This window comes from Foliimonas ilicis, assembly GCF_039939195.1.
In the GTDB taxonomy this organism is placed as follows: domain Bacteria; phylum Pseudomonadota; class Alphaproteobacteria; order Rhizobiales; family Rhizobiaceae; genus Foliimonas; species Foliimonas ilicis.
Window position 1 is genome coordinate 115435 of sequence record NZ_JBDUUH010000016.1, and the last position, 16036, is coordinate 131470.

Sequence of the window (16036 nt, forward strand, 5' to 3'; positions counted from 1 at the left end):
TCTTTGGGCCGTCCAACCGGCTTGATGCAGTTCCATCGATCGTCAATCCACGCGTGTCGGCGACGGCGATACGGCGCGACATAGGTGAATGAAACCAGACCAATTCATGCAATCGTAGCGCGACTTCCGGCCGGATGACGGCAAGCGTCCCCGGCGACCGGCCGGACGTCAGTCGGGCGACACGGACAGTCCGGCGAGAAGCGGCGCGTGCGCGGCGAGCCTGCGGGATACGAACTCCGTGAAGAGCTGCACGCGCTTCGTCTTGCGTGTCTCCCCCTGCGTGAGAAACCAGAGCGTCCCATGCATGGGCAGGTCGGTGCCCGGCACCCTCACCAACAGAGGGTCGGCATCTCCGACAAAGCACGGCAGTTTCGTCATCCCGATCCCTTGCTGCGCCGCTACGATCTGCGTCTCGGCGTCCGGGGTCCTGAACGGAACTCCCGTGGTGTGAACCTCTCCCTCGCGTGCCCAGACCGGGAGTCCATGACTGTCTATGACGATCCACCGCATGGGATCAGACGCGCCCGAACGCCACGCGGCTAGTCGATCCCGAGACATGTAGACGCCGCTGAACAGCTCCGGTCCCTTCAGGCCGTGAAGATTGAGCGGCAGGGTCTTGCGGTCGGCGACAATCCGGATCGCGACGTCGGCCTCTCGGTTGGTCAGGTTTGCCACGTCGCCGGACGACGAGATTTCCATCTCGATGTCGGGATGCAGACGCGCGAAGTCGGCGAGATCCGGCATGAGCAGATGTGTGGCGAGGAACGGTGGAAGTGTCACCCGCAGAAGCCCGCGCGCGCTCTGGTCACGACCGAAGACGCGCGTCTCCAGCCGGTTCGACGACGCTTCCATCTGCTCCGCGAGTTCGAGGACCTCCTCGCCCGCTTCCGTCAGCCGGTAGCCCGAAGGCAGCTTTTCGAACATCTGCGCCCCCAGGCGTCCCTCAAGCTGGGCGATGCGTCGCAACACCGTCGCGTGGTTCACCCCTAGGTGCTTGGCGGCGGACCGCACTGAGCCTTTGCGCGCGGCGGCAAGAAAGTAGCGAACGTCATCCCAGTCGATCATGGTGCATTTCCGCGCCGCGTGGTGCGGCTTCCGAAGTTCATTCTAACACAGCAAGCTAGCGGCGCGCGATCGTCGTGGCGCTTTATGGGCTAACCGGATCGTTTTCGCACCACCGATGTGCGTGATTCCGCACTCGCCGCCTGCCTTCGGCGAACCCATGTTGAGGGTCTGGGGGATCCTCCCCGCACAGCCATAGACCCGACACGGCGAAACGAAGGATGCATGACATGAACAGACTGAATGGAAAAACCGCCGTGATCACTGGCGGCGCTACCGGCATCGGCCGCGCCGCAGCAAAGCGCTTCATCGAGGAAGGCGCCTTCGTCTTCCTCTTCGGCCGCCGGCAAGATCCGCTCGACGCCGCTGTAGCCGAGCTTGGGCCCAATGCCCGCGCGGTGGCGGGCTCGGTCTCAGATGAGACCGACCTCGACCGGCTCTACGCGGCGGTGAAGGCCGAGCGCGGAACCCTCGACATCGTCTTTGCCAATGCCGGGGTGGGCAGCCAGCTCAAGCTCGGCGAGATCACCGCCAAGCACATTGACGAAACCTTCGACGTCAATGTGAAGGGTACGATCTTCACGGTCCAGAAGGCGTTGCCGCTGATGGGCGAAGGCGGCTCGATCATCCTGACCGGATCGAGCGCCGGCACCACGGGCGCCCCGGCGTTCACCGCCTACAGCGCAAGCAAGGCGGCCGTGCGCAACCTGGCCCGGACCTGGGCGGAGGATCTGAAGGGCACCGGCATCCGGGTAAACGTCCTGTCACCCGGGGCGATCGCGACTGAACTCGCGACCGAGGCGCTCGGCGAGGAGGGCCTGAAGGCCTACGGCTCGATGACTGCGTTTCAGCGCATGGGCGCTCCGGCAGAACTCGGGGCGGCGGCAGCCTTCCTCGCATCGTCGGACAGCAGCTTCATGACCGCCAGTGAGGTCGCCGTCGACGGCGGCTTGGCCCAGCTCTGAGGAGAAAAGAAAATGACACAATCACTAAAGGGCAAAACAGCTCTCGTTACCGGGGCATCACGGGGCATTGGCCGCGCCATCGCCGAACGTCTTGCAAAGGACGGTGCGACGGTCGCGCTGACCTACAACGCCAGTAAATCCGGCGCAGACGAGGCGGTCGTGGCTATCGAGAAAGCTGGAGGGACTGCGTTCGCGATCCACGCAGACCTCGTTGACCCAGCGACCGTCCCGGCGTTGTTCGAGAGACTCGACGACGAGTTCACCAAGCGGAATGGAAGCAAGGCCCTCGACATTCTGGTCAACAACGCTGGCAATGCCGGCTGGATCGGCTTCAAAGACGCGACGCCGGATAGTTGGGACACCGTGATCGCGGTCTACGCCCGGGCGCCCTTCTTCATCGTTCAGGCCGCCCTGAGTCGTCTCGCCGATGGCGGACGCATCATCAACATCTCTTCCGCCGCCGCCACGAAGCCGGTGACAGCCGCGCCGATCTACTCGATGGCCAAAGCGGCTATCAACAACCTGACCCATGCGCTCGCGTCCGAGCTGGGGCCGCGCGGAATTACCGCGAACGCCGTAGCGCCAGGCTTTACGCGAACCGACGCAAACGCGGCCTTCCGGGAGAATCCCGAACTCGCAAAGGCAGTCGAGGCCCAAATCGCGCTGGGACGCTTCGGCGAGCCTTCGGAAATCGCCGCCGTCGTGGCGTTCCTGGCGTCCGATGACGGCCATTGGGTAACCGGCCAGACGATCGAGGCGAGCGGCGGCTACAGGCTCTGACAGCACCGAAAATCAAAGGAGAATAATATGACCTACGCAATCATCGGCTTCGGCGAGATCGGCCACGCTCTCGCCAAGGCATTTTCCCGTGGTGGCATCGAAGTGTCCGTCGCAACCACGCGCGACCCGGAAAGCTTTGCATCCGACGCGGCCGCGATCGGACCAACGATCATCCCCAAAACACTGGCGGACGCGGTCAAGGCGGACGTCATCTTCTTGGCCGTCCGTTTCCAGGCGCACCCGGATGTCGCGAAGGCGCTCCCCTCCTGGCAGGGGAAGATCATCGTCGACGTGACCAATGCCTACGGCGTGCCAGATGAGGATCTCGGCGGACAGCCGTCCGCAACGGTCGTTGCGCGGGCCTTCAGCGGCGCAAGAGCGGTCAAGGGCTTCAACCATTTGGTTGCGGCCGTCCTCGACCAGTCCCCGGCCGTGCATGGTGGCAGGAGGGTCGTGTTCCTGGCGAGCGACGATGACGATGCCGCAGTGGAAATTGGTGCGCTCGCGGAAAATCTCGGTTTCGCGCCGATCAAGCTGGGCGGGCTTTCGGAAGGTGGGCTGCTTGTGCAGGCGCACGGAAATAGCTGGGGCCGGTTGATCTTCAAGGACCTGGTCAAGTTCGACTGATGAACACGACGTGCCCACCGGCAGAGCTACGATACACGGATCGGATTGGGCGCGCTCCGATCCGTGCGAAATGGAGAAATTCCCATGAGCATTGAGACGAACATTCAGGCCGTAAAGGACTTCTTCGCCGCGATCGGCCGCGGCGACAGGGAGGCTCTGCTGGCGCTGGTCGCCGAAGACATCGAGTGGATCATCCCCGGCAAAGACTGGCCGCTGGCCGGTACGCACCGCGGTCACGCGGGGCTAACGGATTTGCTTGAGACGGCATCCAAGTCGATAGAAACGTCCACCGAACCCCGGGAATTCGTGGCGCAGGGGGACCGGGTCCTGGTCCTCGGCTTCACCAGCGGGAAGATCAAAGCCACGAACAAGATGTTCGAGGACGACTGGATCTTCGCCATTACGGTCCGGGACGGCAGGCTGACCAACATCCGGGAATACGTCGATACGCAGGCACTGGCCCGGGCCTCGCAAATCGACGCTTCCGGGCCTGTGTAGCGCTGGCCCTCTGCAGCCATCGGCTCGGGGCAAGCGGTGGATCAGCCGTAGATTGCCCCCTCGCGCGCCGCGCGCTCGTCGAACACCCAACCATAAAGGACATTCCGATGTACGATCAATCCAAGCTAGCCGAGTTGATCCCGTTCGCACGTGTAGATGCTGACTCAACTGTCATTGACGTTTACCCAGGCGACGGCGACTGGACCCGCATCTTCTCCGACATTGTCGGACCGGAAGGTCAGGTCATCAGCTTCGTGCCGAGCGAAGTCGCCGACTTCAAGAGCGACCCGGTCGGCAGCATGCGGACGCTTGCGAAGGAACCCGGGCGAGAGAACGTCGAAGCCGTGTCGGCGGACCTCATCGCGATGGCGGACGCCACGCCGGCAGCCGATGTCCTGTGGCTGCACCTGTTCTACCACGATCTCCACACCGCACTGATCCAGGCCAGGGGCGCGACGGCGGCAGACTTCAATCGCGCCGTCTACAAGCGGCTGAAGCCCGGTGGGTTCTACGTCATCGTCGACCACGCCGCCGCTGCGGACACGGGAACGAGCAATACCCAGTCGCTGCATCGGATCGACCCCGCTTCCGTCCGCAAGGAGGTGGAGGCGGCCGGCTTCGTATTGGACGCGGAAAGCACCATCCTCGCGAACAAGGACGATCCGCACACGATCAAGGTGTTCGATCCCTCGATCAAGGGCGAGACCGATCGCTTCGCGTTTCGGTTCGTAAAGCCCTGACAATTCAAAGCGCCAACTTTATATCGAGCTCACCAGCGGGTGCATGCAAGCTCATCAATAGCGGGGTGGTCTGCTTGCCGCCACGAAGTCGCTTTGAATGAGCCCATGATGGGCCAGCGATTCAAGCGCCTCGATAAAAGCGGAAGGTAGTGGAATATGGCCAGTGATAGCCCTATGCTGGATGAACAGGCGGATTGGTCCAGCGAATCCTTGTTGGCCGATCTGCAGGATGCCTCATTTCAATACTTTATCGAGGTCGCTAATCAACAGAACGGCCTTGTCCGCGACCGCAACCGCGTGGGTGCGCCGGCTTCGATCGCCGCAACCGGCATGGGTCTCAGCGCCCTGCCGATTGGCGTCGCTCGCTCAGTGATCAGCCGTGAAAAGGCGGCCGAATACACGCTGAAAACCCTCCGGTTCCTCTATGAATTGCCGCAAGGGCCTGAGCCTGACGCATCCGGTTACAAGGGCTTCTTCTACCACTTTCTCGACATTGATACGGGCCGTCGGGTCTGGAATTGCGAACTCTCGACGATCGATACCGCAATCCTCATGGCGGGAGTCATCGTCGCAGGCGCATATTTCCGCGAGGACAGCGAAACCGAGACGCTGATCCGCGAATATTCCCAAAAACTATATCTTCGTGTCGACTGGGCCTGGGCACTGAATGGCGAAGCTACCCTCACGCATGGCTGGAAACCGCATCGTGGCTTTCTGAAGAGTCGCTGGACGGGGTTTGACGAAAGCCTGATCCTTTACGTCCTTGCCCTCGGTTCGCCGACGCACCCAATCCCGCAGGATACGTGCCCGGCCTCGCGCGCCAGCGGCTATCATTGGGCCGAGGTCGGCGGCGAGGAGCATTTTCACGCCGGACCGCTCTTCATCCACCAGATGTCGCAAGTATGGATCGATTTCCGCGGCATCCAGGATGCGCCAATGCGAGAAGTCGGCATCGACTATTTTGAGAACAGCCGTCGGGCGACGTATGCCCAGCGCAGCTATGCCTACCAGAATCCGCGTGATTTCAGAGGCTATCATGAAAATAGCTGGGGCATAACGGCAAGCGACGGTCCAGGGCCGTTGCGCCGAACAATCGATGGCAAGAGACGCACCTTTTTCGGCTACATGGCGCGCGGTGCGCCCGGCGGACCTGACGACGGCACGCTGTCGCCATGGGCGACGGCTGCCTCTTTGCCCTTCGCACCAGAGATTGTGATGCCGGCGCTACGCCACTTTCATGAGATCGGTCTGCGCGACGATCACCCTTACGGCTTCACGGCCAGCTTCAACCCGACTCTTTGCAACGATGGCTCGGAGCGTGGCTGGGTTGCTCCGGAACACATCGGAATTAATCAGGGACCAATCGCGCTCATGATCGAGAATTACCGCTCCGGCTTTCTGTGGGAGATCGCGAGGAGTGCGCCAAACATAGTCGATGGCCTTCGGCGAGCCGGCTTCACCGGCGGCTGGTTGGATAGCGTGTGAAAGACACGAGGTCGCATAACGAGGGTCACACAACCGGCCGCTGGACAATGATTGAGAACGTGACGATCGAGACCTCAATTGTGGAGAGAAAAACCCGAAGCTGCGGATGGTCCGAGAGCAGAGAGCGTCAACGGGCTCGTGAAGCACTGACATGTCAAGGCACCGACTTCCCACATAACCTGCCACTACGGCGCATGGACGGCGCCGGCATTTAATATAATGACGAGCACGAGTACTAAGTCACTGATAAAAGGGAAGTTATTTCCATACCGCATGTTAGGCGCTTGATAACGAGGATGCACTTCTTTCGCCGAATGATGGCCGCTTCGGATGTCAGGGAAGGCGCAGTTGCCAACGAAGCTCGTTGGTTTTGTAAAGGACCGCTTCCCGGCGTAGCCGCCCGAAACCTGCCAGTCCGTTCCCCTGTAGAGTTTCGGGCGCCGTGAGGCGTACGAAAGTCGTGGAAGACCGAACCCGCGGGATGGCCGGCGGAGCGCTATGGGGTTTGCGGCTATGGGCGGTGCCGGAGTGCGGTGCGGCAGTTCACGATCTCAGCCGATCTTGTGGTGCGGTATGGACGTTGAGGCTCTGAGGTTGGGCTGAATGTTGCCCAGGGGTATCTTCTGGTGTGGTGTACGAAGCTGACGCCGGTGTTCGGCGCGCGGATGCTTCTTGCCCTGAGCACTCGTCCCGGGCGGGCGGTCTGATTGTGCCATGCCGGATCATGGCGAACACTCCGGGTTGCGCCAGGAGCGCGGCGGCGGTCCGCGCGGCTGTGGCCAGCGCAGGAAGATGCCGATGATGCTCATGTGCCCGCCGCAGCACGGACAAGGCGGACGGGTGTCGGGTGCCGCCGGTGCTTCCGGCTCCTCGGTGGCGGAGTGCGATGTGGGCGGCGCTCCGAGGAGTTCACGAATGCGCGCGAGACCCGCCTTGCGGTTTTGCCCGGTGAGGAAGCCGTAGTGCCGGATGCGATGAAAGCCGCGTGGCAGGGTGTGGAGAAGGAAGCGTCGGATGAACTCTCCGGCTTCGAGCGTCAGGGTGCGATGGCGGGCAGTGGCTTCGCGGCGATAGTCCTTGACGCGGAAGGTGACGCTCCTTCCGTCGAAGGCGATGATGCGCCGGGAGGAGATGGCGACCCGGTGGGTGTAGCGCGACAGGTAGGCGAGCACGGCCTTCGGCCCGGCAAAGGACGGCTTGGCGTAGACCACCCAGCGCTTCTTGCGCGCCGAAGCGAGATGGTGGGCGAAGGCTGTGGGCATGGCGAGATGGGCCAGGGTGCCGAAGAAGGCGAGCCTGCCGGCGTTGCGCAGAGCGATGAGCCCTTCGAGGAACAGGCGGCGAAACAGTGCGCCCAGCACACGCACCGGCAGCAGGAAGGCGGACGCGAGGAGACCCAGTGCGTTCCACCGTGCGAGATGCCGCCGCCCGGCACGATCATATGGAGGTGAGGATGGTGGGTCATCGCCGAGCCCCAGGTGTGAAGGACGGCGGTAAGGCCGATGCGGGCGCCGAGGTGCTTCGGGTCGGCGGCGATCTTCGTCATGGTCTCGGCGGCTGCCCTGAACAGGAGGTTGTAGATGGCAGCCTTGTTCTGGAGGGCGATCGTCGCGATCTCGGCGGGCAGCGTGAGACGACGTGGAAGTATCCGACAGGCAGAAGGTCGGCCTCGCGCTCGGCAAGCCAGTCGCGCGCCGTCGCACCCTGACATCGTGGACAGTGCCGATTACGACAGGAGTTATAGGCGACGCGCAGATGACCACATTCGTCACAGCCCTCGACATGGCCGCCGAGCGCGGCGGTGCGACAGTGCTCGATCGCCGACATGACCTTCAGTTCGGCCAGGCTCAGATGTCCGGCACGACAGGCACGACAGGCGCGCCAGGCTGGTCCGGCGAAGCGCAAGATGTCGGCGACCTCGATCGAGGCCCGCACCGTGCGCGTGGCAACCTTGGCGTAGAGCGCTGTGGTGTCGAGCTTGGCGTGTCCCAGGAGAACCTGGATGACGCGAATGTCGACGCCGTCCTCCAGGAGATGGGTGGCGAAGGAATGGCGCAGCGTGTGGGGACCGACCCGCTTCGGGATGTCGGCTGCCCGCGCCGCCTCCACTACGATACGGTGAAGCTGTCGCGTGGAGATCGGCCGTGTCCAGCTCTGGCCGGGGAACAGCCAACCCTCGCGATTAAGAACGCCCTGCCGGCGGCCCTCGATCCACCACTGCCGCAGCAGGGCCAGGAGATCGACGGATAGCATGGCGTTGCGATCGCGCCCGCCCTTGCCGCGCTCAATGCGCAGAAGCATGCGGGTGGAATCGACGTGACCGACCTTCAGCGCTGCGACCTCGGCGACGCGAAGGCCCGCGCCGTAGGCGACCGACAGCGCCGACAGGTGTTTGAGGCAGACCGTGGCACCGAGCAAGCGGCGCACTTCGTCCGGGCTCAGGACGTCAGGCAGGCTACGAGGATAACGACGCCGCACCAGCCTACGAGCGAGATCAGGTCGGTCAATCGTATGAACGAAGAAGAAGCGCAGCGCCGAAACGATGGCGTTCATCGTCGGCACGCCGAGGCCGGCTTCCTGTTGGGCCATCTGGAAGCGATGCAGATCATCGACGGTCGCCGTGTCGGGCGGCCGCCCCAAAAATGATGCCAGGCGGCCGACGTGGCGCATATAGTTGCGCTGCGTCTCGGCCGAGAACCGGCGCATGGTCATGTTCTCGATCAGGCGTTGGCGCAGAGGGCTGATCGATGTGGCGGGAATAGATAGGGTGTTCATCACAGGGCTCCATTCGGTGAAGGGAGCCAGGATCTTCCGCCCGCACAGGGCGACGCTCAATCAGCGCACCGCGCTCGTGTCAGTTCGTATACCGTGAAGCTGCCGCCCATCCCGCGCCAGCGGGTTCGTTCGCCCACCCCGTTTCTGCCATTTCCTATCCGGCAAACAACGCGATCAAAATGCCGCTATTGGGTAAGCGTTTACAACCTTGGCGGGGGTTCCAGTCGGCCCGACGGAAAACATGTGTTTTCCGCACCGCTCCTTCAATCGCCCATGTCACCTGTGGATTGCCGAATAACGTTCGGAAAACCCTGCCGGAAACAGGTATTGTACGGAAACGTCCGATTCGAGGTTTTCCGTACATGCTCATTGGCTACATGCGCGTCTCATCAACCGACGACCGGCAATCGGTCGATCTGCAACGCGATGCGCTGACCGCGGCAGGCGTCGATGAGCGGCATCTTCATCAGGACAAGGGATCCGGTACTCGAGACGACCGGCCCGGCCTGAAGGCGTGCCTTGAGGACCTGCGCAGCGGAGATTGCCTCGTCGTCTGGAAGCTGGATCGGCTCGGCCGCTCGCTTCCACACCTGTTGTCGATCGTCGCTGACCTCAAGAAGCGCGGAGTAGCGTTCCGGTCCCTGACCGAGCAAATGGACACGACCACGCCGCACGGCGAGCTCCTGTTTGCGATCTTCGGGGCTCTGGCGCAGTACGAGCGTTCTCTCACCCGCGAGCGCGTCGTCGCGGGCCTGGCCGCAGCGAAGCGGAGAGGGCGGCATGGAGGACGCCCGCAGGCGCTCGATCAGGAGAAGATCGATCAAATCGTCGCGGCGCTCGATGCCGGCGTCAGCAAGGCGGCGGTCTGCCGGACCTTTTCCGTCGCCCGATCGACGTTGCTGGACACGCTCGCCCGGATCGGCTGGACGGCTCCGGCGATGAAACCGGCTGCGTCCACGAAGCGGGGGAGGGCGGACGCATGAAAGCCTCATCCACCCAGTTCGACCTTTTCGATGAAGCGCCCGGCTACAGGGAAGTCCCGCGCCCTTTACCCAGGAGGCGGGGAGGTGCCCCGGCGCCCATCCCTGCCGTCTGGGATGATGAGGCGGCCGCGCAGCGTCTGGAAGAGAGCGGGCGATACAGGATCCTGCGCAGGCTTGTCCCCCGTCCCGTCGTGCCTCGTGAAGAGAGCGCGTTTCCATGTCTCGCCGTTCTGGTCGATACGGAAACGACGGGGCTTCAGCACGTCCGCGACGAGGTGATCGAGATCGGTGCGGTCGCCTTCACATATAATAATGGCGGCGAAGTCGGCGATGTGGTCGGAATCTACAGCGGCCTGCGCCAGCCGGCCGGTCCGATCCCACCAGAGATCACGCGCCTGACAGGCATCACGGATGAGATGGTCGCCGGGCAGGAAATCGACATTGCCGCTCTCGATGCGCTGGTCGAGCCGGCCGACCTCGTGATCGCGCACAATGCCGCGTTCGATCGGCCATTTTGCGAAAAACTTTCGCCGTCCTTCGTGCCAAAGGCTTGGGCCTGCTCCGTCTCGGAAATCCGGTGGGCGGATATTGGCTTCGAGGGCAACAAGCTGGGTTATCTCGTCGGACAGTCAGGGCTCTTCCACGAGGGACATCGCGCCACTGATGATTGCCATGCGCTTCTCGAGGTGCTGGCGCGGCCGGCGGGCGAGGGGAGAGCGGTCCCTTTTGCCGAGTTGCTCCGGTCAAGCCGGCGCGGCAGGGTGCGAATCTTCGCCGAGAACTCACCTTTCGATATGAAGGATCACCTGAAAGCGCGCGGCTATCGTTGGTCGGATGGCAGCGACGGGCGGCCGAAAGCATGGTGGATCGAGATCGACGACGAGCTCTGCGACGACGAGCTCTGCGACGACGAGCTCCGCTATCTCCGCATGGACATTTATCGATGGGACGAGGCCGAGCCGTTGACAATGCGGCTGACCGCACACGATCGGTTCCGGGCTTGATGGAGGTACGGGGTTCCATTCAATGAAAGCGACTTTCTCCAGAACTTGGCTCACAACCGCAACATGATCCGGGATTTAATCAGCTCCATCACGTCTGCCTTCTATGGGTCGACTATCTTCGCGCGGAAACAGAAAAGGAAAAACCAGGCGCTTCTTTACGAGGCCGCCGCCCACATCCTCGTGTTGCACAGACGCGGAGAAGAGGGCGAGGAGGTTTTCACGCAGGTATGGCAGGCAATCCGACGCCGTGCGCATGGAAGAGCCTATATCGATACCGAGGGGAGGCCAGAACTACGTAGAGGCGACGGACGATTGCCGGCTCGCCACCTACAGGTCCCTCGCGAATAGGAAAATCCCGGTGCGGGACGGCATCTGGAAGGGCAGGGACGGTATGGAGGTCGAGGTGTACCGCGCCAAGGAGTTTGACGGACTTCTATGCGTGTGGGCGACCAACACAGCACTGGCCAGCGTTTCGACCAAAGCCCAGGCGGAGGCCGCTGAGTGGAATGGTCATCTTCCATGCGACTCCGGCATAATGCGCGATCTGGGGCCGTGGGACTATGTGGGGCAAAGCCCGTCGCGTCCGTGAGGCGCCCAAAATTCCGCCTTGCGCGTTTGTCGTCGCAGTTCCTCAAGGCGAGGCCGGGAAGGCTCCTAGCGTGGCTCCCCGTTGGCGGCATCGTCGTCGGGCAATTGCGCCAGGCCTTTGATCGCCATGTTGATCCTGTCAATTCGGAAGGCGCTGTCAGCGAACCACAACTCGATCTCGGCCGGGTCAAGGCTGTCGACCAAAGCCGTCGTCGGAACTGCGCAGCCCGACTCCCGGATCGTCGTGATGTTATGCTGGTAGCGGCGAATCCGTTCTTCCATCGGAAGCCCCGGACCGTGCTTCAGCAGCTTCTCCTTCGGCCAACTTGGCACCTCTCCGCTGCGTGCATAGGGCACTTTACTCCGTACGCTATCCCGATTATATATTCTCCACAAGGAGAATGATTATGGTGCACGCACTTCGGGAGTACACCCCCGCCGAGGCCGCTGCGGTGAGCGGGATCGCCGTCAAGTCGGTTCACAACGCTATCGACAAGCGGATTATCTCAAAGCGTGACGCCCGCGCCGGCGGGCGTTCACTTACCGACGACGATCTACTGCGCCTCAAGCTTTGGTACGGAGTCGGTTCTATACTCACGGCCGAACGCAGGAAGCGGCTTTTCGAGGCCATCGCAGACAATCCGGCGGCAGAGACGGTGCGCGCCGACGATTACCTGATCGTGGACGTAGCTCGGGCAAGGGAGCAGCTCGCTGGCCGGGCCGACGCTCTTCGAGAAGCGGGGGCTGTGATCCGAAGCGTCAAGGGCGTTTCCGGCGGAGAGCCAGTGTTCAAAGGCACGCGTGTCCCGGTCCGCGCGATTGCCAGTATGCGGTCGCAGGGCGCAAGCGCCGAGGAAATCCTTGAAGGCTATCCGTCTTTGACGGCTCGCATGATTGATCTGGCCGAGATTTGGACCGCTGCACACCCCGCTCGAGGTCGTCCGAAGACGTTGGCGGAACATGGCTTGCCAATGAAATCGACCAAGACGATTCCGCTCAAAGGCACGTCATCTGGTCGGTCTGGCGAAATTTCGTGAAGTTCCTCATCGACGAGTGCCTCCACACGACACTAGTGGCCGTGGCGCAAGACCGCGGCCACGAATGCTCGCATGTAAACTGGCTTGGACTGAGCGGCGAGACCGATTGGGGCCTGATGCCTCGAATCGTCGACGAGAGTTTCACATTCGTCACAAACAACGCTCGCGATTTCCGGAAACTCTACGCCAAGGAGGAATTGCACGCCGGGCTGGTCATAATCGTGCCGCAAGTGCTTCCGGCGCTCCAGCGAGAGCTATTCGAAGCTGTGTTGGCGGATCTGAGCCCTGACGAAGAACTCCTCAATGAGGTCATAGAGATCACGATGGATGGAGACATCGCTGCAATAACCCGTTACACATTTCCGGATATCGAATAAGGAAATTATATCAATAAGTTAGTTCCACATAAACCTTATGCGACTCGAATTTTCAGGTTGAGCGGCTCTCCTATAAGAGCCGACTGCGATTGGCCACGACGACATTAAATAGCGCGGGCTACCCGATTTTTACGACGAGCTTACCGAAATGCCCCGCCTCCCGAAGTGAGTTGTAGGCGGCTTCAGCTTCAGCGAATGGGAAGACCCGATCGACCTGCGGCTTGATGCCTGTTTTCACCAGAGCGGCGAGTGTCGCGACCGGCCCGACATAGATCCCTTGCAGCGTAATCCTCTTTTCCAGGATTGCCGCTGTATCAACATGACCGTCAAAGCCAGTCAGCACGCCCATGAGAGAAATACGCCCATCGAACCGGGTCGCCTTGAGGGTCTGGCTTAGCGTGGCAGGGCCTGCTACATCCACCGCTAGGTCAGCGCCGACACCATCAGTCAGACGGAGCACTTCGTCCTCCCAGGCCGTCGTGCGGCGATAGTTGATCACATCATCCGCCCCGAGTGCGCGAGCACGCTCAAGCTTTTCGTCGGAGCTGGAGGTGATGATGACACGGGCGCCAGCTATTTTTGCGAGCTGAAGGGCGAAGATCGAGACGCCACCCGTTCCGAGCAGGAGGACGGTTTCACTTGGCTGCAATGACCGCCGCTCGAACAGGGCCGAAAACGCGGTCACCCCGGCGCATGGCAAGGTCGCTGCCTCTTCGAACGTCATGCCAGCGGGAATCCGCACAATACTGTTCGAGGGGACGACGATGCGTTCCCTCAGCACGCCGTCCATCTGGCCACCGAGGCTTGTGGCCTTCTTGGCGGGGGTGATCGGGCCTTCCACCCATCCGGGCATGAAGCCGATCACGACGCGATCGCCAGCCTTCCAGGCTCCTACGCCTTCGCCAACGGCCGATACAATGCCCGCACCGTCAGAGAGCGGAACAACGTCCTTGAAGTTCTTGGCAATAACCATATCCCGGTAGTTCAGCGATGCAGCCCGGAGATCGACGGCGACTTCACCTTTCTCCGGTGGGCACACGTCGCCCTGAGTGAGTTTGAGGCGAGGGTTTTCGTTTCCGGTCAGAATGTATCGCTGCATGCGGAATGTCTCCTTTTCAGAGACCCACCATAGGGCTATAAGTCATGTGTATGAAGTACACACAAATTAAGCATGTAGTATCATGAATGATAGTACCCCCCATCAAGCGCACACGCCGGCGCGCTGACAAGACCGGTTGTGCAGTCGAGGCAACCCTGTCGGTTATCGGAGGCATCTGGAAGCCGGTGATCCTGTTTCACCTGCTGGAAGGAAAGCTGCGCTTCAATGCGCTCTGTCGGCTTGTTCCCGCCGCTACCCCGCGCATGATGACATTGCAGTTGCGCGAACTGGAAGCGGATGGGGTCATCAACCGGATCGTCTACCCGGAGGTGCCGCCAAAGGTGGAATATGAACTCACCGCGTCCGGCGTTTCCCTTGCCCCCGTCTTGATAGCAATGCGCGATTGGGGGGAGCGACTTCAACGGAACGAGGAAAGCGCATAGTTCGATCAACGTCGCATTGAAGGTAGATATCAAGGTCCGTTTATACGTCCTCAAGTGCATTTCGCGCCCAGCGCGACCCTTATTTATAACGCAGACTTTTGGGCAAACGCCGTTTCCACCTTTGTCCAAGTGGCAATTCTTCGGCAAGTCTCTTGCACCGGCGAGCATGTCGAGCCGGGGTCTGTTCCGCCGCCAGAGGCGAGGATGCGCCGCCTGTCGGAAACAGCCCCTCTTGTAAAATGGAGCGCACAATTATATGTTCCGGCCTATCGGAAGATTTAATTTGGAGCACCTGACATGCTTGCAGTTGCGGAAATGCTCAAGGCAACCGAGGCCGCCGTGGTCTCGCGTGTGAGTCTGCGCGACGTCAACCGCGCCATCGACGAGCGCATTCTGCCGGAAGCCTTCGTATCGGTCGACAACGGCCGGCACGTCCTGGCCGGCGCCTGCTCGTTCATCAGCTTTTACTTCGAGACGGCAAAGCGCCTGACCTCGGAGGAGCGACTATTCGCGATCAGGGCTGTCGGACCGAAGCTCACGCGCTCACGTGGGCTCGCATGGGCTGCGTTACTGCGAGAGGACTGGACGGTGCGCGACGAGTTTCTCACGATCGATCTCGGTCCGTTCCTCAAGGGCACGAGTGACCGCATGTCCGATCTCGAGGCTTCCCGGGAGATGGTTACGTCCTCGCACGATGTGCTTGGCGGAACGCCCGTTATCCGTGGCACGCGCGTACCGGTTTATGACGTCGCCGCATCGGTTGCCTCTGGCCATCCGATCGAGCGGATCCTTGAGGCTTATCCGAGCATCGATGCCGAAAAGGTCCGGCTGGCGGGCATCTACGCCGAAGCTAACCCGTTACGTGGGCGTCCTCGTGCCGCCGGCGATCTCCCCGAAGGCTCCATCATCGTCAGCGACCGCCGCGTTCCACGCCTCAGGAAGGCAGGGTGAAGTTCCTGATCGATGAATGCCTGAGTCCGGAGCTCACAAAGATCGCGCATGAACATGGCCACGGCGAGGCAAGCCACGTCGTGTGGCTGGGACTTGCCGGGCTCAAAGACTGGGAGCTCAAACCGGTGATCCTCGATGGAGACTGGACCTTCGTCACCAAGAATTCCGTCGATTTCCGGGGTGCAAAGGACAATCCAGGCGTCAAGGGACAATATGCCGATGCTGCAATCCATGCTCGTCTGCCTCAACGGGCCACCTGGCATGGATTTCGACATGCAGATCGAGCTGTATGAACAAGCGCTGCTTGAGCTCGATCACGATGGGGACCTTGTCAACCAAGTGCTCGAAGTGACGCTCGATGACGAGGAAACGCTGCGCATTATCCGCTACGCACTTCCGAGACAGTGACCAGCGGCAGACGCGTTATCTCAATTAATCCTTTAGTATCAATATGTTAGTTCCATAACATAGATTATCTGACTTTTTTGTGTAGGGGGGGCAGATTCCATTTTCAAATGCAACGAAGACAATAATGGCCATGATTTCAGGAGGATGGAAATGGCCCGCTCTTTTGTGCAGTTGAGTTTGGACGAACGCCGCGTCGTTGCGCGCATGTATGAGA

The 16036-nt window shown here is 61.4% G+C and carries 19 protein-coding genes and 2 pseudogenes; 15 read left to right on the plus strand and 6 right to left on the minus strand.

The features are described from left to right. Positions 1-168: 168 nt before the first annotated feature. On the minus strand, positions 169-1065 hold the full coding sequence (locus ABFT80_RS25890; RefSeq protein WP_347974832.1) for a LysR family transcriptional regulator: 897 nt from the start codon (positions 1063-1065) through the stop codon (positions 169-171). 227 nt (positions 1066-1292) lie between these two features. On the opposite strand from ABFT80_RS25890, the gene ABFT80_RS25895 reads away from it, so the two are divergent. From ABFT80_RS25895 to ABFT80_RS25920, 6 genes are all read left to right on the plus strand, one after another. Beyond that, a complete protein-coding gene (locus ABFT80_RS25895; RefSeq protein WP_347974833.1) occupies positions 1293-2027 on the plus strand; it encodes an SDR family NAD(P)-dependent oxidoreductase in 735 nt (244 codons plus the stop codon). Between the two features lie 12 nt (positions 2028-2039). After that, the gene (locus tag ABFT80_RS25900) at positions 2040-2807 is read left to right on the plus strand and encodes an SDR family NAD(P)-dependent oxidoreductase (RefSeq protein ID WP_347974834.1); all 768 of its coding nucleotides are present in this window, start codon (positions 2040-2042) and stop codon (positions 2805-2807) included. 27 nt (positions 2808-2834) lie between these two features. Further along, complete coding sequence (locus tag ABFT80_RS25905; protein ID WP_347974835.1) at positions 2835-3434, plus strand: NADPH-dependent F420 reductase; 600 nt, start codon at positions 2835-2837, stop codon at positions 3432-3434. Between the two features lie 84 nt (positions 3435-3518). Further along, positions 3519-3932 (plus strand): nuclear transport factor 2 family protein, encoded by a 414-nt coding sequence (locus tag ABFT80_RS25910; RefSeq protein ID WP_347974836.1) that lies wholly within the window; start codon positions 3519-3521, stop codon positions 3930-3932. A gap of 107 nt (positions 3933-4039) precedes the next feature. Further along, on the plus strand, positions 4040-4672 hold the full coding sequence (locus ABFT80_RS25915; RefSeq protein ID WP_347974837.1) for a class I SAM-dependent methyltransferase: 633 nt from the start codon (positions 4040-4042) through the stop codon (positions 4670-4672). Positions 4673-4828: 156 nt separating this feature from the next. Then, a complete protein-coding gene (locus ABFT80_RS25920; protein ID WP_347974838.1) occupies positions 4829-6157 on the plus strand; it encodes a glucoamylase family protein in 1329 nt (442 codons plus the stop codon). A gap of 722 nt (positions 6158-6879) precedes the next feature. On the opposite strand, the pseudogene ABFT80_RS25925 reads toward ABFT80_RS25920, so the two are convergent. Both ABFT80_RS25925 and ABFT80_RS25930 read right to left on the minus strand, forming a co-directional pair. Continuing rightward, positions 6880-8065, minus strand: a pseudogene (locus ABFT80_RS25925) (IS91 family transposase). Next, positions 8045-8932 (minus strand): annotated as a pseudogene (locus tag ABFT80_RS25930) (tyrosine-type recombinase/integrase); the annotation flags it as partial. The pseudogenes ABFT80_RS25930 and ABFT80_RS25925, both read right to left, overlap by 21 nt. Before the next feature lie 362 nt (positions 8933-9294). Here ABFT80_RS25930 and ABFT80_RS25935 point away from each other — a divergent pair. The 3 genes from ABFT80_RS25935 (at position 9295) to ABFT80_RS25945 (ending at position 11508) form a co-directional block, all read left to right on the plus strand. Further along, positions 9295-9915, plus strand: a complete 621-nt coding sequence (locus ABFT80_RS25935) for a recombinase family protein (RefSeq protein ID WP_347974839.1) — start codon at positions 9295-9297, stop codon at positions 9913-9915. Then, the gene (locus ABFT80_RS25940; RefSeq protein WP_347974840.1) at positions 9912-10919 is read left to right on the plus strand and encodes a 3'-5' exonuclease; all 1008 of its coding nucleotides are present in this window, start codon (positions 9912-9914) and stop codon (positions 10917-10919) included. Before ABFT80_RS25935 ends, ABFT80_RS25940 begins: the two co-directional genes overlap by 4 nt. Before the next feature lie 253 nt (positions 10920-11172). Then, positions 11173-11508 (plus strand): hypothetical protein, encoded by a 336-nt coding sequence (locus tag ABFT80_RS25945; protein ID WP_347974841.1) that lies wholly within the window; start codon positions 11173-11175, stop codon positions 11506-11508. Positions 11509-11573: 65 nt separating this feature from the next. Here ABFT80_RS25945 and ABFT80_RS25950 read toward each other — a convergent pair whose 3' ends face one another. Further along, positions 11574-11789 carry a hypothetical protein gene (locus ABFT80_RS25950; RefSeq protein ID WP_347974842.1) on the minus strand — a complete coding sequence of 72 codons (216 nt, stop codon included), beginning with the start codon at positions 11787-11789 and terminating at the stop codon, positions 11574-11576. 125 nt (positions 11790-11914) lie between these two features. On the opposite strand from ABFT80_RS25950, the gene ABFT80_RS25955 reads away from it, so the two are divergent. Both ABFT80_RS25955 and ABFT80_RS25960 read left to right on the plus strand, forming a co-directional pair. Continuing rightward, a complete protein-coding gene (locus ABFT80_RS25955; RefSeq protein ID WP_347974843.1) occupies positions 11915-12544 on the plus strand; it encodes a DUF433 domain-containing protein in 630 nt (209 codons plus the stop codon). Next, the gene (locus tag ABFT80_RS25960; protein WP_347974844.1) at positions 12541-12921 is read left to right on the plus strand and encodes a DUF5615 family PIN-like protein; all 381 of its coding nucleotides are present in this window, start codon (positions 12541-12543) and stop codon (positions 12919-12921) included. Before ABFT80_RS25955 ends, ABFT80_RS25960 begins: the two co-directional genes overlap by 4 nt. A gap of 118 nt (positions 12922-13039) precedes the next feature. On the opposite strand, the gene ABFT80_RS25965 is transcribed toward ABFT80_RS25960, so the two are convergent. Continuing rightward, positions 13040-14020, minus strand: a complete 981-nt coding sequence (locus tag ABFT80_RS25965) for a zinc-dependent alcohol dehydrogenase family protein (protein WP_347974845.1) — start codon at positions 14018-14020, stop codon at positions 13040-13042. 86 nt (positions 14021-14106) lie between these two features. On the opposite strand from ABFT80_RS25965, the gene ABFT80_RS25970 reads away from it, so the two are divergent. The 4 genes from ABFT80_RS25970 (at position 14107) to ABFT80_RS25985 (ending at position 15822) form a co-directional block, all read left to right on the plus strand. Next, positions 14107-14463 (plus strand): winged helix-turn-helix transcriptional regulator, encoded by a 357-nt coding sequence (locus ABFT80_RS25970; RefSeq protein WP_347974846.1) that lies wholly within the window; start codon positions 14107-14109, stop codon positions 14461-14463. A 297-nt stretch (positions 14464-14760) separates the two neighbouring features. After that, entirely contained in the window at positions 14761-15414 is a 654-nt protein-coding gene (locus ABFT80_RS25975) for a DUF433 domain-containing protein (RefSeq protein WP_347974847.1), read from the plus strand. Next, positions 15411-15707, plus strand: a complete 297-nt coding sequence (locus tag ABFT80_RS25980; RefSeq protein WP_347974848.1) for a DUF5615 family PIN-like protein — start codon at positions 15411-15413, stop codon at positions 15705-15707. Before ABFT80_RS25975 ends, ABFT80_RS25980 begins: the two co-directional genes overlap by 4 nt. Next, the gene (locus tag ABFT80_RS25985; protein WP_347974849.1) at positions 15688-15822 is read left to right on the plus strand and encodes a hypothetical protein; all 135 of its coding nucleotides are present in this window, start codon (positions 15688-15690) and stop codon (positions 15820-15822) included. The genes ABFT80_RS25980 and ABFT80_RS25985 overlap by 20 nt, the downstream gene beginning before the upstream one ends. Before the next feature lie 24 nt (positions 15823-15846). On the opposite strand, the gene ABFT80_RS25990 is transcribed toward ABFT80_RS25985, so the two are convergent. Next, positions 15847-16036: hypothetical protein (locus ABFT80_RS25990; RefSeq protein WP_347974850.1), on the minus strand; the 190-nt coding region annotated here is incomplete at its 5' end.

What these genes read in the sequence shown, in the direction of transcription:
- ABFT80_RS25915 (WP_347974837.1), top strand. Translation starts at nt 4,040, where the DNA reads ATGTACGATCAATCCAAGCTAGCCGAGTTGATCCCGTTCGCACGTGTA.
- ABFT80_RS25955 (WP_347974843.1), top strand. Translation starts at nt 11,915, where the DNA reads ATGGTGCACGCACTTCGGGAGTACACCCCCGCCGAGGCCGCTGCGGTG.
- ABFT80_RS25945 (WP_347974841.1), top strand. Translation starts at nt 11,173, where the DNA reads ATGGAAGAGCCTATATCGATACCGAGGGGAGGCCAGAACTACGTAGAG.
- ABFT80_RS25985 (WP_347974849.1), top strand. Translation starts at nt 15,688, where the DNA reads ATGCAGATCGAGCTGTATGAACAAGCGCTGCTTGAGCTCGATCACGAT.
- ABFT80_RS25975 (WP_347974847.1), top strand. Translation starts at nt 14,761, where the DNA reads ATGCTTGCAGTTGCGGAAATGCTCAAGGCAACCGAGGCCGCCGTGGTC.
- ABFT80_RS25900 (WP_347974834.1), top strand. Translation starts at nt 2,040, where the DNA reads ATGACACAATCACTAAAGGGCAAAACAGCTCTCGTTACCGGGGCATCA.
- ABFT80_RS25970 (WP_347974846.1), top strand. Translation starts at nt 14,107, where the DNA reads ATGATAGTACCCCCCATCAAGCGCACACGCCGGCGCGCTGACAAGACC.
- ABFT80_RS25910 (WP_347974836.1), top strand. Translation starts at nt 3,519, where the DNA reads ATGAGCATTGAGACGAACATTCAGGCCGTAAAGGACTTCTTCGCCGCG.
- ABFT80_RS25895 (WP_347974833.1), top strand. Translation starts at nt 1,293, where the DNA reads ATGAACAGACTGAATGGAAAAACCGCCGTGATCACTGGCGGCGCTACC.
- ABFT80_RS25935 (WP_347974839.1), top strand. Translation starts at nt 9,295, where the DNA reads ATGCTCATTGGCTACATGCGCGTCTCATCAACCGACGACCGGCAATCG.
- ABFT80_RS25940 (WP_347974840.1), top strand. Translation starts at nt 9,912, where the DNA reads ATGAAAGCCTCATCCACCCAGTTCGACCTTTTCGATGAAGCGCCCGGC.
- ABFT80_RS25890 (WP_347974832.1), bottom strand. Translation starts at nt 1,065, where the DNA reads ATGATCGACTGGGATGACGTTCGCTACTTTCTTGCCGCCGCGCGCAAA.
- ABFT80_RS25905 (WP_347974835.1), top strand. Translation starts at nt 2,835, where the DNA reads ATGACCTACGCAATCATCGGCTTCGGCGAGATCGGCCACGCTCTCGCC.
- ABFT80_RS25950 (WP_347974842.1), bottom strand. Translation starts at nt 11,789, where the DNA reads ATGGAAGAACGGATTCGCCGCTACCAGCATAACATCACGACGATCCGG.
- ABFT80_RS25965 (WP_347974845.1), bottom strand. Translation starts at nt 14,020, where the DNA reads ATGCAGCGATACATTCTGACCGGAAACGAAAACCCTCGCCTCAAACTC.
- ABFT80_RS25920 (WP_347974838.1), top strand. Translation starts at nt 4,829, where the DNA reads ATGGCCAGTGATAGCCCTATGCTGGATGAACAGGCGGATTGGTCCAGC.